22 protein-coding genes are annotated in these 24,265 nt (G+C 71.8%); 8 read left to right on the plus strand and 14 right to left on the minus strand.

Annotated elements, in window-relative coordinates:
• The 4 genes from AB0E85_RS21730 to AB0E85_RS21745 form a co-directional block, all read right to left on the minus strand.
• Window positions 1–1,585: 2-oxo acid dehydrogenase subunit E2 (locus tag AB0E85_RS21730; RefSeq protein WP_361929560.1), on the minus strand; the 1,585-nt coding region annotated here is incomplete at its 3' end.
• Window positions 1,586–1,866: 281 nt separating this feature from the next.
• The gene (locus AB0E85_RS21735; RefSeq protein ID WP_361929563.1) at window positions 1,867–2,976 is read right to left on the minus strand and encodes a HAMP domain-containing sensor histidine kinase; all 1,110 of its coding nucleotides are present in this window, start codon (window positions 2,974–2,976) and stop codon (window positions 1,867–1,869) included.
• Window positions 2,973–3,713, minus strand: a complete 741-nt coding sequence (locus AB0E85_RS21740; protein WP_030851757.1) for a response regulator transcription factor — start codon at window positions 3,711–3,713, stop codon at window positions 2,973–2,975. Before AB0E85_RS21740 ends, AB0E85_RS21735 begins: the two co-directional genes overlap by 4 nt.
• 135 nt (window positions 3,714–3,848) lie before the next feature.
• Complete coding sequence (locus tag AB0E85_RS21745; RefSeq protein ID WP_361929566.1) at window positions 3,849–4,526, minus strand: spermidine synthase; 678 nt, start codon at window positions 4,524–4,526, stop codon at window positions 3,849–3,851.
• A gap of 170 nt (window positions 4,527–4,696) precedes the next feature.
• On the opposite strand from AB0E85_RS21745, the gene AB0E85_RS21750 reads away from it, so the two are divergent.
• Window positions 4,697–5,500: a rhomboid-like protein gene (locus AB0E85_RS21750; RefSeq protein ID WP_361929569.1), complete on the plus strand. Its 804-nt coding sequence runs from the start codon at window positions 4,697–4,699 to the stop codon at window positions 5,498–5,500.
• Window positions 5,501–5,606: 106 nt separating this feature from the next.
• Here AB0E85_RS21750 and AB0E85_RS21755 read toward each other — a convergent pair whose 3' ends face one another.
• The gene (locus AB0E85_RS21755; protein WP_361929571.1) at window positions 5,607–6,266 is read right to left on the minus strand and encodes a GNAT family N-acetyltransferase; all 660 of its coding nucleotides are present in this window, start codon (window positions 6,264–6,266) and stop codon (window positions 5,607–5,609) included.
• A gap of 175 nt (window positions 6,267–6,441) precedes the next feature.
• On the opposite strand from AB0E85_RS21755, the gene lon reads away from it, so the two are divergent.
• Both lon and AB0E85_RS21765 read left to right on the plus strand, forming a co-directional pair.
• Window positions 6,442–8,856 (plus strand): endopeptidase La, encoded by a 2,415-nt coding sequence (lon, locus tag AB0E85_RS21760; RefSeq protein ID WP_361929574.1) that lies wholly within the window; start codon window positions 6,442–6,444, stop codon window positions 8,854–8,856.
• A gap of 190 nt (window positions 8,857–9,046) precedes the next feature.
• The gene (locus AB0E85_RS21765) at window positions 9,047–9,535 is read left to right on the plus strand and encodes a MarR family transcriptional regulator (protein WP_062929039.1); all 489 of its coding nucleotides are present in this window, start codon (window positions 9,047–9,049) and stop codon (window positions 9,533–9,535) included.
• 20 nt (window positions 9,536–9,555) lie between these two features.
• Here AB0E85_RS21765 and AB0E85_RS21770 read toward each other — a convergent pair whose 3' ends face one another.
• Window positions 9,556–10,341, minus strand: a complete 786-nt coding sequence (locus AB0E85_RS21770) for a protein phosphatase 2C domain-containing protein (RefSeq protein WP_361929577.1) — start codon at window positions 10,339–10,341, stop codon at window positions 9,556–9,558.
• A gap of 367 nt (window positions 10,342–10,708) precedes the next feature.
• Between AB0E85_RS21770 and AB0E85_RS21775 the strand changes: the two genes are divergently transcribed.
• Genes AB0E85_RS21775 through AB0E85_RS21795 form a run of 5 tightly spaced genes read left to right on the plus strand, consistent with a single transcriptional unit; the run spans window position 10,709 to window position 16,737 of the window.
• Window positions 10,709–13,894, plus strand: coding sequence for a nitrate- and nitrite sensing domain-containing protein (locus AB0E85_RS21775; protein WP_361929580.1), 3,186 nt, complete (start codon window positions 10,709–10,711; stop codon window positions 13,892–13,894).
• The gene (locus tag AB0E85_RS21780) at window positions 13,891–14,415 is read left to right on the plus strand and encodes a roadblock/LC7 domain-containing protein (protein WP_361929582.1); all 525 of its coding nucleotides are present in this window, start codon (window positions 13,891–13,893) and stop codon (window positions 14,413–14,415) included. The genes AB0E85_RS21775 and AB0E85_RS21780 overlap by 4 nt, the downstream gene beginning before the upstream one ends.
• Window positions 14,412–14,834: a DUF742 domain-containing protein gene (locus AB0E85_RS21785; RefSeq protein WP_361929584.1), complete on the plus strand. Its 423-nt coding sequence runs from the start codon at window positions 14,412–14,414 to the stop codon at window positions 14,832–14,834. The genes AB0E85_RS21780 and AB0E85_RS21785 overlap by 4 nt, the downstream gene beginning before the upstream one ends.
• On the plus strand, window positions 14,815–15,462 hold the full coding sequence (locus AB0E85_RS21790) for an ATP/GTP-binding protein (RefSeq protein WP_361929587.1): 648 nt from the start codon (window positions 14,815–14,817) through the stop codon (window positions 15,460–15,462). The genes AB0E85_RS21785 and AB0E85_RS21790 overlap by 20 nt, the downstream gene beginning before the upstream one ends.
• 12 nt (window positions 15,463–15,474) lie before the next feature.
• Window positions 15,475–16,737, plus strand: a complete 1,263-nt coding sequence (locus tag AB0E85_RS21795) for a styrene monooxygenase/indole monooxygenase family protein (RefSeq protein ID WP_361929589.1) — start codon at window positions 15,475–15,477, stop codon at window positions 16,735–16,737.
• On the opposite strand, the gene AB0E85_RS21800 is transcribed toward AB0E85_RS21795, so the two are convergent.
• The 8 genes from AB0E85_RS21800 to AB0E85_RS21835 form a co-directional block, all read right to left on the minus strand.
• Window positions 16,701–17,939, minus strand: coding sequence for an NlpC/P60 family protein (locus tag AB0E85_RS21800; protein WP_361929591.1), 1,239 nt, complete (start codon window positions 17,937–17,939; stop codon window positions 16,701–16,703). The genes AB0E85_RS21795 and AB0E85_RS21800 overlap by 37 nt on opposite strands.
• Window positions 17,940–18,045: 106 nt before the next feature.
• Window positions 18,046–18,345, minus strand: a complete 300-nt coding sequence (locus tag AB0E85_RS21805; protein ID WP_361929594.1) for a hypothetical protein — start codon at window positions 18,343–18,345, stop codon at window positions 18,046–18,048.
• A 10-nt stretch (window positions 18,346–18,355) separates the two neighbouring features.
• Window positions 18,356–19,009 (minus strand): TetR/AcrR family transcriptional regulator, encoded by a 654-nt coding sequence (locus tag AB0E85_RS21810; RefSeq protein WP_361929597.1) that lies wholly within the window; start codon window positions 19,007–19,009, stop codon window positions 18,356–18,358.
• Window positions 19,010–19,046: 37 nt separating this feature from the next.
• Complete coding sequence (locus AB0E85_RS21815; RefSeq protein WP_033313517.1) at window positions 19,047–19,985, minus strand: diiron oxygenase; 939 nt, start codon at window positions 19,983–19,985, stop codon at window positions 19,047–19,049.
• 124 nt (window positions 19,986–20,109) lie between these two features.
• The gene (locus AB0E85_RS21820) at window positions 20,110–20,619 is read right to left on the minus strand and encodes a DUF3291 domain-containing protein (RefSeq protein ID WP_361929601.1); all 510 of its coding nucleotides are present in this window, start codon (window positions 20,617–20,619) and stop codon (window positions 20,110–20,112) included.
• Window positions 20,620–20,681: 62 nt separating this feature from the next.
• Window positions 20,682–22,142 (minus strand): penicillin-binding transpeptidase domain-containing protein, encoded by a 1,461-nt coding sequence (locus AB0E85_RS21825; protein ID WP_361929604.1) that lies wholly within the window; start codon window positions 22,140–22,142, stop codon window positions 20,682–20,684.
• Window positions 22,139–23,503 (minus strand): FtsW/RodA/SpoVE family cell cycle protein, encoded by a 1,365-nt coding sequence (locus tag AB0E85_RS21830; protein ID WP_361929607.1) that lies wholly within the window; start codon window positions 23,501–23,503, stop codon window positions 22,139–22,141. The genes AB0E85_RS21825 and AB0E85_RS21830 overlap by 4 nt, the downstream gene beginning before the upstream one ends.
• Window positions 23,504–23,555: 52 nt before the next feature.
• On the minus strand, window positions 23,556–24,167 hold the full coding sequence (locus tag AB0E85_RS21835) for an SH3 domain-containing protein (RefSeq protein WP_361929610.1): 612 nt from the start codon (window positions 24,165–24,167) through the stop codon (window positions 23,556–23,558).
• Window positions 24,168–24,265: the final 98 nt, after the last annotated feature.

Here is a 24,265-nt window from a genome sequence, read left to right on the forward strand (position 1 = left end):
GCGGGCGCTCCACGCGGTCCTGGATCCACTTGCGCTGCTTGGGGTCCTGGATGTGCATGAACTCGATGCCGGTGGTGCGGCAGTACGAGTCGCGCAGGACGCCGAGGATGTCGCGCAGCTTCATCATCGACTTGCCGGCGAAGCCGCCGACGGCGAACTCGCGCTCCAGGTCCCAGAGCGTGAGGCCGTGCTCGGTGATGTCCAGGTCGGGGTGCTTGCGCTGCTGGTACTCCAGCGGGTCGGTGTCGGCCATGACGTGGCCGCGGACCCGGTAGGAGTGGATCAGCTCGAAGACGCGGGCGGCCTTGGTGACGTCGTCGTCGTGGCTGGCGTCGATGTCCTTGAGCCAGCGGACCGGCTCGTAGGGGATGCGCAGCGCCTCGAAGATGTCGTCGTAGAAGCCGTTCTCACCGAGCAGCAGGTTCGCGACGATCCGCAGGAACTCGCCGGAGGCGGCGCCCTGGATGACCCGGTGGTCGTAGGTCGACGTGAGCGTCATGACCTTCGAGATGCCGAGCTTGTTCAGGGTGTCCTGGGAGGTGCCCTGGAACTCCGCGGGGTAGTCCATGGAGCCGACGCCCATGATCACCGACTGGCCGGGCATCAGACGCGGCACGGAGTGGACGGTGCCGAGGCCGCCGGGGTTGGTCAGGGAGACCGTCACACCGGTGAAGTCGTCCATGCCCAGCTTGCCGTCGCGGGCGCGGCGGACGATGTCCTCGTAGGCCTGCCAGAACTCGAAGAAGTTCAGCGTCTCGGCCTTCTTGATGCCCGCGACCACGAGCTGGCGGTCGCCGTTGGGCTTGACCAGGTCGATGGCGAGGCCGAAGTTGACGTGCTCCGGCTTGACCAGGGTCGGCTTGCCGTCCTTCTCCGCGAAGGAGTAGTTCATCGACGGCATGGCCTTGATGGCCTGCACCATCGCGTAGCCGATCAGGTGCGTGAAGGAGATCTTCCCGCCCCGGGCGCGCTTCAGGTGGTTGTTGATGACGATGCGGTTGTCGAACAGCAGCTTCACCGGGACCGCGCGCACGGACGTGGCCGTGGGCACCTCCAGCGAGGCGTTCATGTTCTTCGCGACCGCGGCGGCGGGGCCGCGCAGCACGACCTGCTCGGGGCCTGAGGGGGCCTCGGCGGCGGGCTCGGCCTTCTTCGGGGCCGCGGCCGGCTTGGCGGCGGGCTTCGCGGCCGGGGCGGCCTGCGCCGGAGCGGCGGCCTGGGCCGGGGCCTGCGCGGCGGGCTTCGCCGGGGCCGGAGCCGGGGCGGGCGCCGGAGCGGCGGCGGGCTTCTCGGCGGCCGGGGCGGGCGCCTGCGCGGGAGCGGCCGGAGCGGCCGCGGGAGCGGTGGTGGTCCCCGCGGCCCCCGCGGCCGCGGTACCCGCCGGAGCCGAGGCGGCAGCCGCCCCCGGCTTGTAGTCGGCGAAGAAGTCCCACCAGGCTCGGTCTACGGAATTCGGGTCCTGGAGGTACTGCTGATAGATCTCGTCGACGAGCCACTCGTTGGCACCGAACGACGCGGCGGGGTTCTTCCCCGCTTGGTCGGTGTCGGTCGAGATGCTCGAGTTACTGGGGGACTGTGGCGACACGGCGGCAACCGCCCTCTTCCGCTTCACAAGATGATGGACAGCGGGAATCAAGGCTACGCCCCTCCGACGGGGAAGGTCAGGCCGGGCCGGTGCAACGTCGTGCAAGTCACATCTGGAACGGCGTTTCGGGGCTTGAAATGGCGGGAAACAAGCGTGGTTCCGCTTCATGAGGGAAGGGCTCGGCAGGGCCCCGGGCGCCGATGGCGCGGGCCTGTGCCTGATCACACGTGTCCGTCAGCACGGACGCCCGTGGATCTTGTGGCTCCGCTTCGAACTTTACGTCAACTTGGCACAGATGACAGTCCCGGAAGAGTGACAAGAATCCGGCAACCCCGCTCGGATTCGGCCACTCCGATCCGGCCCCCGTGCAGGTCCACCGCCCAGCGGGCGATCGCCAGGCCGAGGCCTGTGCCGCCGTCGCTGCCCGGCCCCTGCGGCCGTTTGGCGCTGCCGCGGTTGAACCGCTCGAAGACGCGGTGCCACTCGGACTTCGGAATGCCGGGGCCCTCGTCCAGGACCTCCAGCTCCAGCGACTCCGGCAGCGGGCCGCGCCGCGCCTTGACCGTCACCCGGCCGTGCGGCGGGCTGTGCTTGACCGCGTTGTCGATGAGGTTGGCGACGACCTGGTGGATGCGCTCCGGGTCCGCGTGCGCGGTCAACTCCGGTGGGTGGACGTCGAGGTGCAGATGGACGTCCGTACGGGTGTGGCTGCCCGAACCGGTGGCGATCCCGGCGCGCACCGAGGCCACCATGTTGGCCTCCTTGAGCACGCCCGACAGATACGGCCACACCTCGAACCGCCGCTGTTTCAGCGGGACGACGCCGTTGTCCAGGCGCGACAGGTCCAGCAGCGTCTCCACCAGCCGGCCGAGGCGCTCGGTCTGCTTCAGCGCCGTACGCATGGTCTCCGGGTCGGCCTGTGTGACCCCGTCGACGATGTTCTCCAGCACCGCGCGCAGTCCCGCGATGGGGGTGCGCAGCTCGTGCGAGACGTTCGCCACCAGCTCCTTGCGCTGGCTGTCCTGGGCCTCCAGCTCGTCGGCCATGGCATTGATCGTCACGGCCAGGTCGCCCAGTTCGTCACGGCGGTTCTCCCGCGTGCGGCGGGTGTAGTCGCCCTGCGAGATGGAACGGGCCACCGCCGTCATCTCGTCCAGCGGCGCGGTGAGCGAATGCGCCACGAACTGCGTAATGAGAAGCGTGGCGATCATCGAGAAGACCGTGATGAAGCGCAGCTCCGTCTTCGTGTGCACCGCGATCACCGACAGTCCCGTGGTGATCAGCACCGAGATGACGACCAGCGCGCCCAGCTTGGTCTTGATCGAAAAGGGGCTCACCCCGCCCCAGGGGTTGCCCCCGGGGTTTCTCCGTGCGGCCGGCCCGCCGCTCATGGCGTCGGGGTCTCCAGGGCGTAACCCACGCCGTGCACCGTGCGGATCCGCTCGGCGCCGATCTTCCGGCGCAGCGCCTTGATGTGGCTGTCGACCGTGCGGGTACCGGAGGCGTCCGCCCAGTCCCAGACTTCGGCGAGCAGCTGCTCACGGGAGAGCACCGCGCGCGGGGTGTTCGCGAGGCACACCAGCAGATCGAACTCGGTGGGCGTGAGGTGGACGTCCTCGCTGCGCACCCGGACCCGGCGCTGCGCGTGGTCGATCTCCAGCTCGCCGAGACGCAGGATGCCCGAGCGGGGGGTGGCCGCCGCGATCGCGGCCCGCTCCACCCGGCGCAGCAGCACGTGCACGCGCGCCGCCAGCTCCCGCATCGAGAACGGCTTCGTCATGTAGTCGTCGGCGCCGACCCCGAGACCGACCAGCATGTCGGTCTCGTCGTCGCGCGCGGTGAGCATCATCACCGGCACCGGGCGGGCGGCCTGCACGCGCCGGCAGACCTCCAGACCGTCGAAGCCGGGCAGCATGATGTCGAGAATCAGCAGGTCCGGCTGCCACGCCTCGGCCGTGTCGACGGCTGCCGGGCCGTCACCCGCCGTTTGCACGAGGAATCCCTCGGCCCGCAGGCGGGTCGCGATGGCGTCCACGATCGTCGCGTCGTCCTCGACCACCAGGACCCGGCGCTGTGCGCCCGGAGTAGCCGTCGCCGAACCGTTGTGGGAGGTCTGTGTCTGCTCCATCGCCCGCCCCTGGGGTGTGCTTTCCGGAATCAGTGGGGTGATTCCTTCTGACTGGCTATGCCTGCGCATGGTTGCGATTGACGCTTGAATGATCGGCGTCAGGGGAGCAGCGTACGGGGAGTCAGTACGCCTTTGCTATCCAGGGCTGATGGCGAGGTGCACGACGTCCGGAACGCCCCGGGCAACCGGGATCTCTTCGGTACGCACCTGCTGGAACCCGGCATTCTGCAAGGTTTCCTCGAACTCCGGGGACGGCTGGGCGGACCAGACGGCGAGAACCCCGCCCGGCCTCAACACCCTTGCACAGCTTGCCAGTCCGGCTTCCCGGTAGAGATCTCCGTTGCCGTCCGTGACGGTCCAGTCCGGCCCGTTGTCGATGTCGAGGCACAGGGCGTCGTACGTGTCCGATGTCTCATTGACGTGTGCGACGAGATCGGTCTCGACGATGTCCGTGCGGGGGTCGCTCAGGGCCCTTGCGGAGAGCGCGGAGAGCGGGCCGTCGCGATGCCAGGCGACGATCGCGTGCTCGCGTTCCACCACCGTGATCCGTCCCCAGCGCGGGTCCGCAGCGGCGTGGGCGAGGGAGAAGCCGACGCCGAGTCCGCCGATCAGGACGTCGGGACGGTCCCGGCCGTCCAGGGCGTCCAGTGCCGCGTCGACCAGCCGCCGCTCCGAGCGGCCGTCGGAGGTGTCCATCAGGAAACAGCCGTTGGCGATGATCTCCAGCCGGTCGCCGTGCCGGCGCAGCACCACCTCGCCGTGCGGCCCCTCGCGGCGGTCCAGGACAACGGGAATGTCGTACGGGGTAGGCATGGGGGCATCCTGGCAGGGGAGGGGATGCGGCGCCCGGCATTTCCCCGCGGCCCGGGCGGGACGCGGGGCGAGGCTTTCGGGTTGCTGTGAATCGGCTCTCGCGTGGCGCGGATCACAGACAGCGGGGTGTCCGGGGCGAAGGCTGGGACCCGACGGAAGGAGCGCCCGCTGTGGAACGGACCGCGCCGCCCCACGGGACGGCCCCGCCGGAACCGCCCGTGACCGACGTGTCGGGGCTGCTGGACGGACTGCCGCGGCAGCGGGGCCCGTACGAGACGGCGGACGCGGGAGTGGACGCGGTAGTACGGGAGCCCGTCCCGGCGGCGGTGCCCCGACTGCGGGCGCTCCGCCCCTGGCGGCTGCTGCCCACCCCCGCGGGAACGCCGTTCACCTTCGGATACGCCACCCTCCTCTGCCTCACCTCGCTGATCTCCGCCCACGCGGACCCGGCCCTGGTGCACGCGCTGCTCCAGGGCTCCAGCACGGACGTGGCGCACCTGGTGCGCTCGCCGGAACTGGTGCTGATCGGCAGCGCGCTGTGGGTCGCGGGCGGGGTGACCTCGCCCTTCGCCATCGCCTTCGTGCTGGTCCTGACCGCGCTGGAACGGCGGATCGGGAGTCTGCGCACGGCCGGTGTCTTCCTGCTCGGGCACGTCCTCGCCACCCTCGCGACCGAGGTGCCCGTGGGGCTCGCGGTGCTGGCCGGGCACCTCCCCGGCAGCTCCCTGCACCGCCTCGACTACGGCGTCAGCTTCGGCGTCGCCGCCGGAATCGGCGCCCTGGCCGGTCTGCTGCCGCTCTGGCTGCGCCTGCCGCTGCTGACCGCCTTCGGCTGGATGCTCCTCCAGGACCTGCTGGCCTTCACCGACCCCATGACGAACTGGGGGCACCTCATCGCCCTGGGCATCGGCATCGCGACCTGGCCGGTGGTCCGGCGCTGGTACGCCGCGCGGCTCGCTCCGGCCGGGGGGTGAGTACGAGGTCCTTCGAGTTCGGGTGGGGGGTGAGTACGAGGCCCTTCGGGTCTGGCCTGAGTACGAGGCCCTTCAGGTCCGGGTCGGGGGGTGAGCACCAGGCCCTTCAGGTCCGGGTGGCGGCAGGCGGCTCGTACTTGGCGCTGGTCAGCAGGGCCACGACCGTCCAGCCCAGCGCCTCGTAGAGCCCTCGCCCCGCGGGCGTCCCGGTCAGGACACCGGTCCGCGCTCCCTGCCGGACGGCGACGTCCTGAAGTGTCCGCATGACGAGGCTGCCCATGCCTTTGCGGCGGTGTCCGGGGGCCGTCTCGATCTGGTCGACGACGGCGGTCTCGCCCGTCGGGCTGATCTGCCCGCGCGCCGCCAGGGACCCGTCCGGCGCGGCCACCATCACGCGGGTCACCCCGCCGCGCGACCAGGTGCGCAGCCGGTAGCCCGCGGGGGCGGCCGGAACGCCCCCGGCCGTCAGCGCAATCGTCATCAGGTAGCCCGGCTCGGGGTCGATCCACCAGTTGTCGTCCAGCCAGCGGGAGACCACCGACGGGTCCCGGAAGGCCTTCAGCCACACGCCCTGTCCGGTGACGGCACCGGCCACCTTGCGGACGGTCGTCTCGTCGAGGCCGTCGCCCGTCGCGCCGAACACGTGCCGCGTGACGTGCTCCGGCATCCCCATGTCGATGGTCCAGCCCCACGGCTCCGGCACGGGCGGAGCGGCCCCGCGGGACACGACCCATCCGTTCACCCACGCCTGCACGGTCTCGTCCAACCCATCCCCCTGTAATGATCGTAAAGCCCGATCGCCTATTACTTACCGGACCTTACGCGCTCTCCCGTTCTCGGTGTCACGGGTGATCGCTGACAGCGAACGGCGGGTGGGGAACATCCGGGCGCTCCCGAGCATTGAGTCGGCATAGCTCAACTTGACTGCCGAAGGGGAGATCATGGCTTCGACGTCCACACCGCTCACCCTGCCCGTGCTGCCGCTCGACGGCGAGGTCGTGCTGCCCGGGATGGTGGTCCCGCTGGACCTGAGCGACTCCGAGGTCCGTGCCGCGGTGGAGGCCGCTCAGGCCGCTGCCCGGTCAACGCCCGGAAAGCCCCGGGTACTCCTGGTGCCACGCATCGACGGGACCTACGCGAACACCGGTGTCCTCGGCACCGTCGAGCAGGTCGGCCGGCTCGCCGACGGCGACCCGGGCGCCCTGATCCGCGGCCGGAGCCGGGTGCGCATCGGCGCGGGTACGACCGGCCCCGGCGCCGCACTCTGGGTCGAGGGGACCCGCGTGGACGACACCGCCGCGGACCCGCTGCCCGGGCATGTCGCCGAACTGGTCAAGGAGTACAAGGCCCTCGCCACCGCCTGGCTGCGCAAGCGCGGCGCGTGGCAGGTCGTCGACCGGGTCCAGGCCATCGACGACGTCTCGGCGCTCGCCGACAACTCCGGCTACTCGCCGTTCCTGACCACCGACCAGAAGGTCGAACTGCTGGAGACCACCGACCCGGTGGCCCGGCTCAGGCTCGCCACCCAGCAGCTGCGCGACCACCTCGCCGAGCAGGACGTGGCCGAGACCATCGCCAAGGACGTCCAGGAGGGCGTCGACAAGCAGCAGCGCGAGTTCCTGCTGCGGCGACAGCTCGAAGCCGTCCGCAAGGAGCTGCGCGAGCTGAACGGCGAGCAGGAGGGCGAGGAGTCCGACGACTACCGCGCCCGGGTGGAGGCCGCCGACCTCCCCGAGAAGGTCCGCGAGGCCGCCCTCAAGGAGGTCGACAAGCTGGAGCGGTCCTCCGACCAGTCGCCCGAGGGCTCCTGGATCCGCACCTGGCTCGACACGGTCCTGGAGATGCCGTGGAACGAGCGCACCGAGGACGCCTACGACATCCGGGGCGCCCAGGCCGTCCTGGACGCCGAGCACTCCGGCCTGGAGGACGTGAAGGAGCGGATCACCGAGTACCTGGCGGTGCGCAAGCGGCGTGACGACCGGGGCCTCGGCGTGGTCGGCGGGCGGCGCGGCGGTGCCGTGCTCGCGCTCGTCGGGCCGCCCGGCGTCGGCAAGACCAGCCTGGGCGAGTCCGTGGCCCACGCCATGGGCCGCACGTTCGTGCGCGTCGCCCTCGGCGGCGTACGGGACGAGGCCGAGGTCCGGGGCCACCGGCGCACCTACGTCGGCGCCCTGCCGGGCCGTATCGTCCGGGCGATCAAGGAGGCCGGTTCGATGAACCCGGTCGTGCTGCTCGACGAGATCGACAAGGTCGGCTCGGACTTCCGGGGCGATCCGGCCGCCGCCCTCCTCGAAGTGCTCGACCCGGCGCAGAACCACACCTTCCGGGACCACTACCTGGAGGTCGAGCTGGACCTGTCGGACGTCGTCTTCCTCGCGACCGCCAACGTGCTGGAGGCGATCCCGGAGGCGCTGGCCGACCGCATGGAGATCGTCCGCCTGGACGGCTACACCGAGGACGAGAAGGTCGTCATCGCCCGCGACCACCTGCTCCCGCGCCAGCTGGAGCGGGCCGGACTCGGCGAGGACGAGGTGACCATCGACGAGAGCGCCTTGCGCAAGCTCGCCGGCGAGTACACGCGCGAGGCGGGCGTGCGCACCCTGGAGCGGTCCGTCGCACGGCTGCTGCGCAAGGTCGCAGCCCAGCACGAACTGGGCGAGCGGAAGCTGCCGTTCACCGTCCGGGACGAGGACCTGCGCGACCTGATCGGCCGGCCGCACCACGTGCCCGAGTCCGCCCAGGACCCGGCCGAGCGGCGGACGTCCGTGCCGGGCGTGGCGACCGGGCTCGCGGTGACCGGAGCGGGCGGTGACGTGCTGTTCGTCGAGGCGTCGCTGGCCGACCCGGAGACGGGCGCGGCCGGGCTGACGCTGACCGGTCAGCTGGGCGACGTGATGAAGGAGTCCGCGCAGATCGCGCTGAGCTTCCTGCGCTCCCACGGCGCCGAGCTCGAACTGCCGGTGGCGGATCTGAAGGACCGGGGTGTGCACATCCACTTCCCGGCGGGCGCGGTCCCCAAGGACGGCCCGAGCGCGGGCATCACGATGACGACGGCCCTCGCGTCCCTGCTGTCCGGCCGGCTGGTCCGCACGGACGTGGCGATGACCGGCGAGGTCTCGCTCACCGGGCGGGTGCTGCCGATCGGCGGTGTGAAGCAGAAGCTGCTCGCCGCGCACCGGGCCGGTGTCACCACCGTGATCATCCCCAAGCGCAACGAGCCCGACCTGGACGACGTCCCGGCGGAGGTGCTGGACAAGCTCGACGTCCACGCCGTCACCGACGTCCGCCAGGTCCTGGAGCTGGCGCTCGCGCCCGCCACCGCGGGTGTGACGCCGGAGGTTCCGGTGGCCGCGTGACGGAGGTCATCGGATGAGAGGAGGCCCGGGTCCCTGTAGGGAGGCCCGGGCCTTCACCGTGTGGTGACCCTGTGTACGCGGACGCCGTTGACCTGCGGAATACTTGCCGGACTGCGGCGAGGGCGGCAGGTGGCGGAAAATTCCAGTACCGGACCCCCAGGGCCGGGCGACGACCGAGGCAGGGGCTGACGTGCACGAGGAAGGCAACGACGGACACCGCGACGCCGGTGTGGCCGCGAGCGGTGTGGATCAGCCCGCCTTCCTGGCACTGGAGCGCGAGCTGACCGTGTTGCTGCGGCGCGCCCGGGCCAGCCAGGGCGAGATGGCCCGCGAGGTCCACCCCGACCTGGAGTCGTCCGCGTACGGCCTGCTGGTCCGGCTGGACGAGTGCGGAAAGCAGCGGGCCACCGAACTCGCCGCCTACATCGGGGTCGGCAAGGCGACGATGTCCCGCCAGCTGCGCGCCCTGGAGGAACTCGGGCTGGTCGCGCGCGAGCCCGACCCCGCCGACGGGCGCGCCTGGCTCGTCGCCCTCACCCAGGAGGGCCACGACCGCGTCCGCCGGGTCCGGGAAGCCCGCCGCGCCCGGTACGCCGGCCGCCTGGCCGACTGGGACTCCCGCGAGGTCACGGAACTGGCCCGGCTGCTGAACCAGCTCAACCGGGGCATGGAGAAGTAGGCCGGGCGAACGCCGCGACCCTAGAACTCGACGTACACGACCGTCGCGTCGTCGTGCCGCTTGCTCCGGCCCAGGAACGTCGCGGCGGTGTCCGACCGCTCCAGGGTCCGGACGCGGTCCACCAGGGCCTGCGGGCCCTCCTTGCGGATCAGGCGGAAGCAGTCCGTCCAGTCGCCCTCCTCGAACCGTTCCACCCAGCGGGAGGCGCCGTCCGTCAGCGCGGCCAGGGCACGGACCCGGTCGCGGGGCAGGGTTCCGGTCACCGCCCGGGCCGCCACCGAGGGGTCGGCCGCCGCCGTGAAGAAACCGCCCTCCCTGTTGCGGAGCGTGGAGTCCACCAGCGCGTCCGTCGCCAGCGCCGAGCGGGGGAGCAGGGCCAGCCGGTCGTCGAGGACGGGTGTCACCTCGCCCTCCGGGGACTCCAGGAGGAGGGCGGAGTCGGACAGGACCAGATACTCCACGGTGTCCGGATTCCAGCGGGTCACGACCACCGTGGCCTGAGGAGTTCGAGGGTGAGAAAGGTCACAGGTTGCGGCGTGCGCCCCGGAGGTACGCGCGATGGCGCGGGACAGGGCGTCGACGAGAGGAACATCCGGGAGTGAAACGGTCAGTTCGGTCAGTGCGCCACCGAGGCGCGCCGTGAACCAGGGGACGGAATGCAGACAGCCCGTCCCGGTCTGCGGTGGCGTGACCCCGTCCAGGACGACCACCGAACCGCCCTGCCCCGAGGCCGGTAGTCCGACACTGGCGAAGTCCTCGTTGGGGCGGTCGGCGTCTCCCGGCTCCGAGGCGAGTTCAGTACGCATCCGGCCAGTCTGCACGAGCCCTTCACAAGGTCCGCAAAAGGCCGCCAACGGTTGCCGTATCGGCGCAGTCGCGCAGGTCAGACGCCGGGTTTGGGCTGGAATGATTTGTTCCGGGAAGACGTGGTGGCGAATACTGCCACCGGCCGTCTCCGGCGTCCAACCGGCGTGCCGCGCAAGGTCGCTGTCCGGGCCTGCGGAACTTGCCCCTCAACTCCGGTCCGGGGTTCACTCCTTCGGGTGGCGGGTCAGGTGATGCGCGTGCGCTGCCCACCGGCGCTGGGAGGGTCGGAAGTGTACCGGGAGTACGCACCAGTTGACGGAGCGTCATCCGGGCCCAAGGGTTCACGAGTCAGGAATGCGAGCACCGGTGCAGAAGACGCGGCCTCGTCGCACAGGCAAGCAGACGGCCCCCGTTCAGGGTGCTGAGCCGACGCCCCCCACCGGCAAGGGACGCCCCACCCACGTACGCAACCGGCTGATCGTCGCCGTGGCCGTGGTGGCCGCGGCCATCGCCGGAGCCGGCGCGCCCTCCGTCATCGCCGCCTCCGGGCAACTCCACGACACCCAGGAACTGGTGACGCTCGCGGAGCAGACGCAGGACGCCCTCGCCCTCGCGCACTCCCTCGCCGACGAGCGGGACGACGTCACCTCCTACATCGCCGCCGGGCGCCCCAAGTCCAAGGCGCCGTCCGAGCAGCACAGCGCCCGGGTGGACCGGCAGGTCGAGGAGCTGCGCTCCGATACCGACACGCCCGCCTCACTGCGCTCCGACCTCGACGGCATAGCGTCCGTGCGCAGGGCGGCGCTCACCGGCAAGAGCAGCGCCCTCGAAGCGCACCAGGCGTACTCCGCCGCCATCACCGGGCTCCACGGGCTCGCCGAGCAGCTGGCGCAGCAGACGCCGCCGCGCGCCGGCTCCGGCTCGTACGCGCTGGCCGAGCTGGACTCCGCCGTCCAGCAGGCCGCCTCGGCCCGCGGGCTGCTGCTCGCCGCGCTGAGCGTGCCGCGCAGCACGGAGACGGTCACCGACCCCGTCACCGGCCTGCCGACCGAGACCTCCGCCTCCTCGGACGCCGACACCCGGCAGCGCGACGCCCTGAGTGCCGCCGCCCAGCAGGCCCGGCTGCGTTCCGACGCGGCCCTGGCCGACTTCCGCGGCACGGCGCCCAAGCCGGCCCGCGCCTCCTTCGACTCCACCGTCACCGGCAGCGAGGTCAACTCCGCCGACCAGTACCTCGCCACCCTGACCGACCAGCCGACGCTCTCCCGCAGCGACCTCGCCACCAGCACCAAGAGGCTGGACGCGGCCCTGTCCGCCCGGGTCGACCTGATGCGCGGCGTGGAGTCGGCCCTCTACGACCGGCGCACCAAGGACCTGGAGGCGCTGCGCGACGACGACGTCACCGCGCTGGAGATCCGCGTCGCCGTCCTCGGCGCGCTCATGCTGCTCGCCGTCGGCGTCGCCACGGGCATGGCCCGCAGCCTCACCCGGCCGCTCGCGGTCCTGCGCCTGGGGTCGAAGCGCCTCGCCGAGGCCGAGGACCCGGCGGCCGAGGAGCCGGTGAAGTTCACCGGCCGCAACGACGAGTTCGCCCAGGCCGTCCGCTCCGTCAACGCCCTGCACGCGCACGCGGCCGCCCTCACCGAGCGGATCACCACCCTGGAGTCCGACCGCAAGCACCTGGTCGGCCAGCGCCAGAAGATGGCCGACGCGCGCGAGGAACTGCGCGGCGAACTCGCCGAGTCCGCCGCCCAGCTGGAGCGGCTGCGCACGGCCATCGGCGGGACGTTCGTCAACCTCGCCCTGCGCACCCTCGGTCTCGTCGAGCGGCAGCTGGCCGTCATCGAGAACCTGGAGGAGCGCGAGCAGGACCCGGACCGGCTCGCCACGCTGTTCAAGCTCGACCACTTCGCCACGGTCATGCGCCGGCACAGCGAGAACCTGCTGGTCCTCGCCGGTACCGAGCACGTCCAGCACGCCGCCGGACCGGTGCCGCTGGTGGACGTCGTCCGCGCCGCGGTGAGCGAGATCGAGCGCTACGAGCGGGTCCGGATCGCCGCGCTGCCGCCGCACGCGCACATCGCCGGGTTCGCCGCGGACGACCTCTCCCACCTGCTGGCCGAACTCATGGAGAACGCCACCGCGTTCTCCCCGCCGGACCTGCCGGTCGAGATCTCCGGCTGGCTGCTGGAGAACGGCGAGGTCATGCTCTCCGTCCAGGACGAGGGCATCGGCATGGCCGAGGACCGGCTGGAACGCCTCAACTCCCGCCTCACCGACTTCGACCCCGAGGCCCCCTACGACCAGGAGGGCGAGGACGGTCTCGGCCTCGGCCTGTACGTCGTGGCCCGGCTCGCCCACCGCCACGGCGTGCGCGTGCAGTTGCGCGAGCAGAAGCAGGGCGGTGTCGCGGCCGTCGTCGTCCTGCCCCGCACGCTCCTCGCCGCCGCCCCGGCCGTGGCCGTCCCCACCTCCGGCCCCGTCGCCGGCACGGCCCACTCCGTGTCCTTCCCGGGCGCCGACGCCGAGGCCAACTCCAACGTCCTGCCCGGCCGCGCGGCCGGCGACGACCCGCTGGTGGCCCTGGCGGAGAAGGCGGTCCGCCAGGACGAGGCCGGGGGAGCCACCGACACGCCCGAGGCGGAACCGGCCGGGGCGACGGCTTCCACGACGCCCGCCGGACCCTCGACGCACCACGACCTGTCCGCGCCCGCGGGCCCGGCAGCGCCTGCCGAGCCGGGGGCACCCGTCGAACAGTCCGCGCACGACGGGCTGGTCGCGCCCGCCGAACCGTCGACGTCGGTGGAACGGCCGGCGTCCGCCGAGCTGCCCGTCCACATCGACCCTGCGGCGCCCACCGGGCCGGCGGCACCGACCGACCTGGTCGCATCCGCAGATCCGGCGGCACACGCCGACCCGGCGACGCCCGCCGCATCGGACGTACACGCCGACTCGGCGACGCCTGCCGACTCGGCGACGCCTGCCGATCCGGCCGCACACGCCGATCCGGCGCCCCCCGCCGCGCCCAGTGCACCCGCCACCCCCGCCGACCCGCCGGTACCCGCCGAGCCGGACGACGCCGCGGCGCCCGTGGAATCCCTCGCGGAGACCACGATGGAGCTGCTGATTCCCGTGCAGCCGGGGGAGCCGGACCCGGTCGGGCATAACGCCGTGGCCGGTGACGGCGAGGACATATCGCACGGCCCGTCCGTGCCCGACGCGGGGAGCGTCGCGGACGAGGGCGGCAGCCCGGAGCACGAACGCGCGCCCGACGAGGAGGAGGACCGCGTCACCGACAAGGGCCTCCCCAAGCGCACCCCGAAGATCACCGCACAGACCACCGCCCCGCGTCAGCGCAGCGGCTCCGTCGATGCCGACGCCCTGCGCCGCCGACTCGGCGGGTTCCGCCAGGGCGCCCAGGCCGGCTACCGCGACGTGGAGGCGGAGATCGCCGAGAGGACGGCCTCGCACCAGCGGCCGGCCACCGGCACTGCACGACCAGCTGGATCCGGAGAATCCACGGGGGGCACAGTCGAGGAGGCAAGCAGTTGACCGCGCCCAGTACCTTCGGACTGATCGGACTGAGCAGTGAGGCCCGCAACCTGCACTGGCTGCTGACCAACCTCGTCGAGGAGGTACCCGGCATCCTCTCCGTCGCGGTGGTCTCCTCCGACGGGCTGCTCCTGCTGTCCTCCGACGACCACCGCAACAAGGAGGCGAGGGAGGCCCTCCAGGCCCGCGGGACCAAGCGGACCGGCCCACGCGGCTCCGCCGCCGACCTGGCCACCATCGTGTCCGGCATCGGCAGCCTCACCGTCGGCGCCGCCCGGCTGATGGACTTCGGCGGGGTCCGGCACACGATGGTCGCGATGGACGAGGGCAGCCTGTTCGTGATGTCGATCAGCGACGGCTCGCTGCTCGGCGTCCACGGCTCCGCGGACTGCGACATGAGCGTCGTGGCGTACCACATGGCCCTGTTCGTCGGCCGCGCCGGCCACGTACTGACGCCCGAACTCCGCAGCGAGCTCCGTAAATCCCTGGAGGATTCCCAGACGGCGGGGAGTGCCCGATGAGCAGTAGGCCGAAGCAGCATCTGCCCGTCCGCGGCGGCGACCGCAAACCCGCCCGGGTCCGCCCCTACTCGCTCACCGGCGGCCGCACCCGCTTCGGCCACGTGCTCCTCGTGGAGACGTTCGTGGCGAGCACGGCTGCGCTCGACGCCCCCGAGGAGCGCAGGGAACTGACGAACGGCCACCTCTCCACCCGCGTGATGCCGGAGCTGCGGGCCATCGTCGAACTGTGCCGCCGCATGCGTACGGTGGCCGAGATCGCCGCGCTGCTGAAGATGCCGCTCGGCGTGGTCCGCGTACTCCTGAGCGACCTCGCGGACCAGGGAAAGATCCGTGTGTACGGAACGGGCACCGGCCACGGCACGGGCCGCCCGGACCGGGCTCTGCTGGAAAGGGTGCTGAGTGGACTCCGTCGTCTCTGACGCCGCTCACGGCGTTGCTGGTTCCTCCCCGTTCGACCGGCCGGACGACAGCATGCACGCCTGGGAGACGGACCGCACCCGGGCCCCCATAGCCACGAAGATCGTGGTGGCGGGCGGCTTCGGCGTGGGCAAGACCACGCTGGTCACCGCCGTCTCGGAGATCACGCCCCTCCAGACCGAGGCGCTGATGACCGAGGCGAGCGAGGCGACCGACGACCTCACGGCCACGCCGGGCAAGTCCACCACCACCGTGGCCATGGACTTCGGGCGCATCACGCTCGACGACGACCTGGTGCTCTACCTGTTCGGCACGCCGGGCCAGCAGCGGTTCTGGTTCATGTGGGACGACATCGTGCGCGGCGCGATCGGCGCCGTCGTGCTCGCCGACACCCGCCGCCTGAAGGACTGCTTCCCGGTCCTGGACTACTTCGAGAGCTCCGGGCTGCCGTACGTCGTCGCGGTCAACCACTTCGACGGCAGTGAGCTGTTCGAGCCGGAGGACGTGCGGGAGGCACTGACCATCCCGCGCCACATACCTGTCATGATCATGGACGCGCGTCGCCGGATCTCCGTGATCGAGACCCTCCTGGCCCTCGTGGGCCACGCGCTCGACGAAACCCCCGAGTAGAGGACAGCCCGCATGCGGAAGATACTCGTCGTCGGAGCCGGTCAGTCCGGGCTCCAGATCGCCCTCGGCCTCCAGTCACAGGGGTACGAGGTCACCCTGATGTCCAACCGGACGGCGGACGAGATCCGCACCGGCCGGGTCATGTCGACGCAGTGCATGTTCCACACGGCCCTGCAACACGAGCGCGATCTCCAGCTGAACTTCTGGGAGTCCCAGGCCCCGAAGATCGAAGGACTCGGCGTCTCGGTCGCCGCCCCCGGCTCCTGGTCCGAAGGACCTTCCGCCCGTGCCATCGACTGGCTGGGCAGACTCGACGGATACGCCCAGTCCGTCGACCAGCGCGTGAAGATGGCCGGCTGGATGGAGACGTTCGCCCAGCGCGGCGGCCAGCTCGTCATCCACGGCGCGGCCGTCGGCGACCTCGACTACTTCTCCCGCACCTACGACCTGGTCCTCGTCGCGGCCGGCAAGGGCGAACTGGTCCAGATGTTCGGCCGCGACGCCGAGCGCTCCCCGTACAGCGAGCCGCAGCGCGCGCTGGCCGTGGCGTACGTCCACGGCCTCGGCCCGCGCCCCGAGCACCCGGACACCGAAGCGGTCCGCTGCAACCTCGTGCCCGGTGTCGGCGAACTGTTCGTCATGCCGACCCTGACCACCTCCGGCCGTGCCGACATCCTGTTCTGGGAGGGCATACCCGGCGGCCCGCTCGACGCCTTCAGCGGCGTCAAGGACCCCGCGGAGCACCTCTCCCTGACCCTGGAACTCATGGAGCGGTACGTCCCCTGGGAGTACGCGCGGGCCACCAAGGTCGAACTGACCGACGCCGGCGGCACCCTGGCCGGGCGCTACGCCCCGACCGTCCGCAACCCGATCGGCCGGCTCCCCGGCGGCGGGCTGGTGCTCGGCGTGGCGGACGTCGTCGTGGCCAACGACCCGATCACCGGGCAGGGCTCCAACTCGGCGTCCAAGTGCGCCGCCGCCTACCTCGCCTCGATCACCGAGCACGGCGACAAGCCGTTCGACGAGGAGTGGATGCGGGCCACCTTCGACCGCTACTGGAACACCGCCCAGCACGTCACCAAGTGGACCAACGCGATGCTCGCGCCGCCGCCGGAGCACATCCTGAACCTCATCGGCGCCGCCGGTGAGCTTCAGCCGGTCGCCGACCGCTTCGCCAACGGCTTCAACGACCCGGCCGACTTCGAGAACTTCTTCTACGACCCGGCCAGGACGCAGGCCTACCTGGCCGAGGTGTCCGGGGCCGGCGCCGCGTAACCCTCGTAGCCCTCGTCCGACCCGTCCGTGGCCCCCTCGGGGAGCTCCGGCGGCTCGTACCGCCGCAGGGGCTTCCCGTCCGGGTCCGGACGTACGGCGCCCAGGACGGGGTTGGCCGCGATCGGTGAGACCTTCACCTTCGCGCCCGGACGGGGCGCCTGCACCACCTTGCCGTCCCCCAGGTACAGCGCCACGTGCGTGGCCTTCTCGAAGTACACGACCAGGTCGCCCGGGCGCAGCTCGTCCAGGGGGATCCGCTCCAGCCGCTTCCACTGCTCCTGGCTGGTCCGGGGGATGGGCACCCCGGCCTCGGCCCAGGCTTGCGAGGTCAGCCCCGAGCAGTCGTACGTCCTCGGGCCCTCCGCGCCCCACTCGTACGGTTTGCCGAGCTGTCGCACGGCGTAGCGCACGGCCCGCCGGCCCTCGGCCGACGGCGCTCGGACGCCGCTCCTGCTCCCGCTGCTCCCGCGATTCTTCCCGTCCTCGCTGTCCCCGGCGTCGCTTTCGCCGCCGTCGTCACCGTTGCGTTCGCTGCCGAGCGCGCCGGACGCCATGAACTCCTTCTGCGCCTTCGCGATGCCCTTCTGCTCGAACGCGGCGAGGTCGGTGAGCTGGTCGTGGCTGAGGGAGGCGAGCAGTTCCTCGACGTCGTGCAGGCGGGCGCGGACCTCGTCCCGTTCCTTCTTGCGCCGCTCGGTGAGGGCGAGCTGCCGGTCGAGGGCCGCGCGGGCCTTGCGGGCCAGTTCGTCGGCCTCGCGTTCGTCGCCGGACAGCCGGCCGACGGTGTCGGCCCGCTCCCGGGCCAGCCGGCCGATCACATGGCCCTGCTCGATCGCGTGCTGCGGGTCGCGGGCCAGGAGCAGGCGTACGTAGGGCGAGATGTCGGTGCTGCTCTGGTACTGCTGCCGGGCCAGCCGGCCGGCCGCGCCCCGGCTGTCGTGCAGGGAGAGCCGGGCGCGCGCGAGGGCGCGGTCCAGACGGTCGGTCTCGGCGCGCTGCTTCTTCAGCTTCTCCTCGGTGGCGTTGTAGGCCTCGCCGGCCTCCTCCGCCTTCCTGTACAGCTCCTGAAGGTCCGTCAGCAGATCGGCGATCCGGTGCTGTTCCGCCTCCGGCTCCGGAGCGGCCGTGGCCGGGACGGGCGCCAGGACGGCTCCGGCCGCCGTCGCCGCGATGCAGACCAGACGCAGGAGCTTTCCTGACATGCCATCACCTCCGGTGCGGGGGCGGCGTGGTGCCGCCGGACATCGTGAGGATCAGGCGTGTGCGGCCGGTGCGCGCGGTGGGTGTGCGCGGTTCGGCGCAACGGGGTCACCCGTCGGCGTCGTCCGGCTTGCCGCGCGGCGTGGCGTCTGGCTTCGACCAGGGCCAGTTGAGCCGGCGGGGCGGGACGCCCTCCGGGGCGTACGCGTACTTCCAGCGGTTGGACAGGCCGACCCGGCCCGGGCCCCGGGGGACGCGGCGGTAGACGAGCACGGTGTCCGGCCCGCCGTCGGGGTCCGGGACGGGGATGCGGTACGTCTTGGGCGGGTGGCCGGTGATGCCGAGGAGGACGGGCAGGACCCTGCCGTCCATCGGGCCGCCCTCGAAGGGGGTGTCTTCGCTCTTCACGGGATCAGTGTCAGACATCCTCGGCGAGCGCCCGGACCAGGGCGTCGGTCTGCGGGTCGCGGCGGGCGGTCACCGTCAGCATGGCCATGAACTGCTCGACGAGCCAGTCGCGGAGCTCCTCGGCGGGGGGCTGCTTGTCCTCGTCGAGCCAGATGAGCGACGACGCCTCCACCGCGGTGATCCACATGCGGATGGTCATGCGCAGGCTGGGACCGGGCCCGGTGACGCCCAGGTGGCTGAGGATGTGCTCGGCCGCGACGCGGCGGACTCCGTCGACGATGGCGGTGGTGCGGGAGGTCTCGACGACGCTGCCGCCCTGGAGGAGGGCGCTGAAGCCGGTGTCGTGCTCGTCGACGAAGGTGAGGTAGCGGTCGAGGGCGCGGGACAGGCGGGGGAGGAGGGGGCCCTCGCGGGGTTCGTCGAAACAGTGCTGGAGCTCGTCGGCGGCGGAGCGCAGGGCGGCCTCGTAGAGCTGCTGCTTGCCGCCCGGGAAGTACCGGTACACCAGGGGCCGCGAGACCCCGGCCGCCTCCGCCACGTCGTCCAGGGACACCTCTTCCGGGGCGCGGTGCGCGAAGAGGTCCAGCGCGGAGGTCAGCAGCTGACTGCGGCGTTCCTCGACGCTGAGTCGCCGGTAGGCGGGGGTGGGGGCGGCTGGTGTCATGCCTCGCAGGGTAATCGGGGTGCCGGGGTGTGCGCCCCTACGCCAGCAGCCCGGACGACTTCCACAGCCGCCGTCCGACCCCCCGCAGCACCCCGATGTCGTCGAGGAAGTCGGTCAGCTTCCTGGAGCCGTTCTGCATGACCTCCCGGCGGTGGCCGCTCGCGCGGACCTGGGCGAGGGCCTCCCGCTTGTCCAGACCGACGTTCGTGTAGACGTCGGGGTTCACGAACGCCACCGAGAAGACGCGGGCGAACTCTCCGGAGGTGATGCGCGTGAACTCCTGGGACCACTTGGGCGCGGTCACCATCTGGCGGCGGAGTTCCTCACGGGCGTAGCGGACATGGCGGGCCTCCTCCACGACGTGGATGCGGGTGACGCCGCGGACCAGGGTCTGGACGCGCTCGTCGGGGAACGTCAGCCGCTGCATCCAGTCCAGGACCTCCTCGCCCAGCAGGGTCGCCGTGAAGGAACCCGGCGTGGTGGAGATGGTCTTGAACAGGCGGCCGAGCTGCTGGTGCGCGCGGCTGACCGGGTACCAGGGCGTGTCGCCCTGGGCGATCAGCCGGGCGAACATCCTGGAGTGCCGGCACTCGTCCTCGATCTCGGTGAGCGCGTAACGGACGTGCGCGCTCGTGGCCGCCTTGTCGTAGATGTGCCGCACCAGCAGCTGCATGAGGATGATCTCGAACCAGATGCCGAGCGAGGCCAGGGCCGCCGCCTCGTGCTGGGAGAGCAGGATCCGCTGCTCCTCGCCCATCCGCTTCCACAGCGGGGTGTCGTAGAGCGACACCAGCTCCGGCGGCCAGAACCACTTGCCCTCCTCGAAGGGCGCGTCCCAGTCCAGTTCCTTGTCCGGGTCGAAGGAGTGCTTGGCGGAGGAGTCGAGCAGCCGCTGGGCCACCTGCTCCCGGTCCTTCAGCAGGCCGAGGGCGTCGCGCAGGCCGTCGAGCGCATCGGCTTCCGTCAGGGTCGTCATGGCTGCCCACCTCGTTGTGCACACGTCACTGATGCACTTATGAGACTGCTTGTCAGCAAGCCAGTCAATCCCCTGCGCGCCACTTGTTGACCCGGTGTCTACCTCGGGTGCGCCCGCGCGCTCGTCAGAGCGCGCAGCCCAGCCCCTCCGGCACCTCTCCGATCAGCGGCTCGGCACCCTGCGGCGGGAACCGTGTCCGCAGCGTGAAGGCGTACGGCGTCGGGCCGTGGGTGCGGATGTGCAGCAGACGGGACTCCGCCTCGGCCACGGTCGGGCGGTGACCGGCCGGCACCCACCACAAGGTGACCATGGCCTCCTCCACCCGCTCGAACCACTCACGCCGCCGGGCAAGCATCTCCCGGTGCCTGCCTTGGTACATGTACGCCGTCAGCGCGTCGGCGTCGCGCCACACCGACATGTTGAGGATCAGCCAGGAGTCGCCGAAGACGGGCACGTCCGTGGCATTGCCACTGTCGCTCTGTAGGCGCCACACGAAACCGTCGGCCGCGTCGGCGTCGGCGTTCACCGGGTCCAGGGCGTCGACGAAGTCCTTCAACTGCGGTGAGTCCAGCGGGGCCTTCAGGCGGGCGATGTTGACCTCGGCGAGTTCGTACGCGGCAGTGGGCTCAGTCATGGACCGAACGGTAGGTAGGGAGCTTCCCGGCCGGTACCCCCGTCTCACCAACCGGTCAGCTCTCAAGGCGACTTGAGTACCGCTTGCATCACCGCCCGAGCGATCGGCGCCGCGTCACCGCCCCCGCTGATGTCCCCACGCCGCGCTTCCGCGTCCTCCACGACGACCGCGACCGCCACCCGCGCCGCCGGGTCGCGGTCGCCCTGCGCCCAGGAGACGAACCAGGCGTACGGCGTCCCCGAGTTGCCGAGGCCGTGCTGGGCGGTGCCGGTCTTGCCGCCGACCTTGGCGCCGCGGATGGCCGCCTTGCGTCCGCCGCCGTGCTCGACCACGTCCCGCATCATCGCCCGCAGCCGGACCGCGGTGGACGGGTACATCGCCTGGCGGATCGCCCGCGATCCGGCCGTCGCGAGGGTGCTGCCGCCCGGCCGGGTCGTGCGCTCCACCAGATAGGGGTCCCGGACCTGGCCGCCGTTGGCCACGGCCGCCGCGACCATCGCCATCTGAAGCGGGGTGGCACGGGTGTTGTACTGGCCGATGGACGACAGGGCCAGCTGCGCCTCGTCCAGGGTGGTGTCGAAGGTGGACCGGGCCACCGGGAAGGGGATCCTCAGCTCCCCGTTGTTGAAGCCGAACGCGTGGGCCGTGGCCGTCATGTCGGTCACGCCCACCTCCACACCGAGCTTGGCGAACACCGTGTTGCAGGAGAGGGTGAAGGCCTCGCGCACGGAGGCGTCCGCGCAGCCCTTCGACGCGTTGGTCAGGCGCGTCCGCGTCCCGGGCAGCCGGTAGGGGTCGGGGGAGCCGGTCGGCGCTTCGAGGTCCGTGACCACACCGGTGTCCAGTGCGGCGGCCGCGGTGACGACCTTGAAGGTCGAGCCCGGCGGGTACGTCTGCCGCACCGCCCGGTTGAGCATCGGGCGGTCCTCGTCCCCGTTGAGCCGGGCCCAGGCCCGGGCCGCGGCCGAGCCGTTGCCGGACAGCGGCTGGGGGTCGTAGGACGGGGCGGAGACCAGGGCCAGGATCCGGCCGGTCGACGGCTCCAGCGCCGCCACCGCGCCCTTGCGGCCCGCGAGCCCCCGGTACGCGGCCTCCTGCGCGGCCGGGTGGAGGGTCGTGACGACGTCTCCGCCGGCGTTGCGCGCCCGCGTGAAGTCGTTCCACAGCGGGAACGGCGCCAGCATCGGATCCGCGCCGGACAGCACGCCGTCCTCGGTGCTCTCCAGCAACGTCGTCCCGTAGAGCTGGGAGGCGAAGCCGGTGACCGGCGCGTACATCGGGCCGTCGGTGTACGTCCGTTCGTAGCGCAGGTGCTCGCGGGTGTCCCTGGAGCCGGTGACGGGCCGCCCGCCGACCAGGATGTCCCCGCGCGGCTGCTCGTAGCGGGTGATGTCGGGGCGCCGGTTGCCCGGGTTGCGTTCGTACGACGGTGCCTGGACGACCTGGACGCGGGCCGCGTTCACCAGCAGCGCCACCAGCAGCAGGACGCAGAAGTATCCGGCGTGCCGGATGTGCCGGGTCACCGGGCGTCCTGCCCGTCGTAGCCGCGCCGGGCCGAGTCGCTGACCCGGACCAGCAGCGCCACGATCGCCCAGTTGGTGACCACCGACGAGCCGCCCTGCGCCAGGAACGGCATCGCCATGCCGGTCAGCGGGATCAGACCGGTCACCCCGCCCGCGATCACGAACACCTGGAGTGCCACCAGCGAGGCGAGGCCGACCGCGAGCAGCCGTCCGAAGGGCTCGCGCTGCGCGAGGCCCGCACGGAAGCCGCGCTCCACCAGCAGGCCGTAGAGGAGGAAGACCGCGCCGATGCCGGCCAGGCCGAGCTCCTCGCCCGCGGTGGCCAGGATGAAGTCCGACTTCACGGCGAAGCCGATGAGGTACGAGTGGCCGAGCCCGAGGCCCGCGCCGAGCAGGCCGCCCTCCGCGAAGGCGAACAGCGACTGGGCGAGCTGGTTCGCACCCTCGCCCGCCTCGATGGAGGCGAAGGGGTGCAGCCAGGTCTCGATCCTGCTGTGCACGTGCGGCTCCAGCCGGCCCACGGCGACCGCACCCAGCGCGGCCAGCAGCAGGCCGACCGCGATCCAGCCGGTGCGGCCGGTGGCCACGTAGAGGAGCACCACGAACAGGCCGAAGAACAGCAGCGAAGTGCCGAGGTCGCGCTCCAGGATCAGCACGCCGACGCTGACCAGCCAGACGGCGACGATCGGGCCGAGCACGCGGCCGGTGGGGAGCTGGAGCTTCCAGACGCGGCGGCCGGTGTAGGCGAGCGCGCTGCGGTTCGCCGCCAGGTACGCGGCGAAGAACACCGCCAGCAGCACCTTCGCGAACTCGCCCGGCTGGATGGAGAATCCGGCGATCCGGATCCAGATGCGGGCCCCGTTCACCGCCGGGAAGAGGATCGGCAGCGTGAGCAGGACCAGGGCCGCGACCACACAGACGTACGTGTAGCGCTGGAGCACCCGGTGGTCGCGCAGCAGCAGGACGACCAGGATGAACAGCGCCACGCCCAGCGTCGACCACACCAGCTGGGCGGGGGCCGCCCGGTCCCCCGGGGTCTCCAGGTCCAGCCGGTAGATCAGCACCAGGCCGAGTCCGTTGAGGAGTACGCCGATGGGCAGGAGCAGCGGGTCGGCGTACGGGGCCCGCAGGCGTACCGCCAGATGGGCCAGCAGCGCGAGAACGCCGAGCCCGGCGCCGTAGCCCGCGGCGCCGGGCGGCAGCGCCCCGTGCCGGGCGAGGCCCACGGCGCAGTAGCCGTACACCGACAGCAGGACGGCCAGCACGATGAGGGCGAGTTCGATGCCCCGGCGCCGGGGGAGACGGCGGACGGCGGGAGGGGGCGGGTCCGCCGTCGTCACGGTGATTCCGGCCTTGCTCATGTCCGGAACTTACCCAAACAGTGCGGCTTGTGTGCCTTTGGGTGACCGAGTGTCAGCACCAGCGTGGCGCGGGGCCGATGTTGTCGATGTACCGGGCCGCGCCCCAGGCCCAGGTGCCGTCCGTCAGCAGGTACCAGAGCGGATTGCCCTGCACGGTCTCGCCGCCCGTCTTGCAGAAGATCTTGACGACATCGCCCCGGTGGGCGAACCGGATGATCTGCGAACCGCGGTTCGGGGCGCTGCGCAGGGCCAGCGTGTCCGCCGTGACGACGCCCTCGTAGAGGCGCTGGTCGTGGTGGCCGTTGCCGCCGGTCCCGTTCCCGCCGCTGCCGCCGTTCCCACCGTTGCCGTTCCCGCCGCTGCCGTTGCCGCCGTTCCCACCGTTGCCGTTCCCACCGTTGCCGTTCCCGCCGCTGCCGTTGCCGTTCCAGCCGCTGCCGTTTCCGCCGTTCCCGTTTCCGCCGTTGCCGCTTTCGCCGTTGCCGTTGCCGCCATTGCCGCCATTGCCGCCGTTGCCGCCGTTGCCGCCACTGGGGTCGTGCTGGCTGTTGCCGTTGCCGCCGCTCGGGTCCCAGTCGTCGTGCGCGGCGGCGGGCGTGACGGCGGCCGCGGCGGCGAGGAACCCGGCGGCGGTGGCTATGGAGAGACGGGTGCGCAGGGACATGGGGGTACCTCCATGTGGGGGCGAGGGTGCCGAAGCTGACTTATCGCCACATTAGGAGCGCCCAGGGAGCGACGCCCCTCACGCTGGGCCATAGGAGA

Origin of the sequence: Streptomyces sp. NPDC029044, assembly GCF_040637495.1 — a bacterium.
In the GTDB taxonomy this organism is placed as follows: domain Bacteria; phylum Actinomycetota; class Actinomycetes; order Streptomycetales; family Streptomycetaceae; genus Streptomyces.

Bases quoted from the DNA above. Each gene is read 5' to 3' on its own strand.
- AB0E85_RS21735 (WP_361929563.1), bottom strand. From the start codon at position 2,976: ATGAGCGGCGGGCCGGCCGCACGGAGAAACCCCGGGGGCAACCCCTGG.
- AB0E85_RS21740 (WP_030851757.1), bottom strand. From the start codon at position 3,713: ATGGAGCAGACACAGACCTCCCACAACGGTTCGGCGACGGCTACTCCG.
- AB0E85_RS21745 (WP_361929566.1), bottom strand. From the start codon at position 4,526: ATGCCTACCCCGTACGACATTCCCGTTGTCCTGGACCGCCGCGAGGGG.
- lon (WP_361929574.1), top strand. From the start codon at position 6,442: ATGGCTTCGACGTCCACACCGCTCACCCTGCCCGTGCTGCCGCTCGAC.
- AB0E85_RS21770 (WP_361929577.1), bottom strand. From the start codon at position 10,341: ATGCGTACTGAACTCGCCTCGGAGCCGGGAGACGCCGACCGCCCCAAC.
- AB0E85_RS21785 (WP_361929584.1), top strand. From the start codon at position 14,412: ATGAGCAGTAGGCCGAAGCAGCATCTGCCCGTCCGCGGCGGCGACCGC.
- AB0E85_RS21795 (WP_361929589.1), top strand. From the start codon at position 15,475: ATGCGGAAGATACTCGTCGTCGGAGCCGGTCAGTCCGGGCTCCAGATC.
- AB0E85_RS21800 (WP_361929591.1), bottom strand. From the start codon at position 17,939: ATGTCAGGAAAGCTCCTGCGTCTGGTCTGCATCGCGGCGACGGCGGCC.
- AB0E85_RS21810 (WP_361929597.1), bottom strand. From the start codon at position 19,009: ATGACACCAGCCGCCCCCACCCCCGCCTACCGGCGACTCAGCGTCGAG.
- AB0E85_RS21815 (WP_033313517.1), bottom strand. From the start codon at position 19,985: ATGACGACCCTGACGGAAGCCGATGCGCTCGACGGCCTGCGCGACGCC.
- AB0E85_RS21820 (WP_361929601.1), bottom strand. From the start codon at position 20,619: ATGACTGAGCCCACTGCCGCGTACGAACTCGCCGAGGTCAACATCGCC.
- AB0E85_RS21830 (WP_361929607.1), bottom strand. From the start codon at position 23,503: ATGAGCAAGGCCGGAATCACCGTGACGACGGCGGACCCGCCCCCTCCC.
- AB0E85_RS21835 (WP_361929610.1), bottom strand. From the start codon at position 24,167: ATGTCCCTGCGCACCCGTCTCTCCATAGCCACCGCCGCCGGGTTCCTC.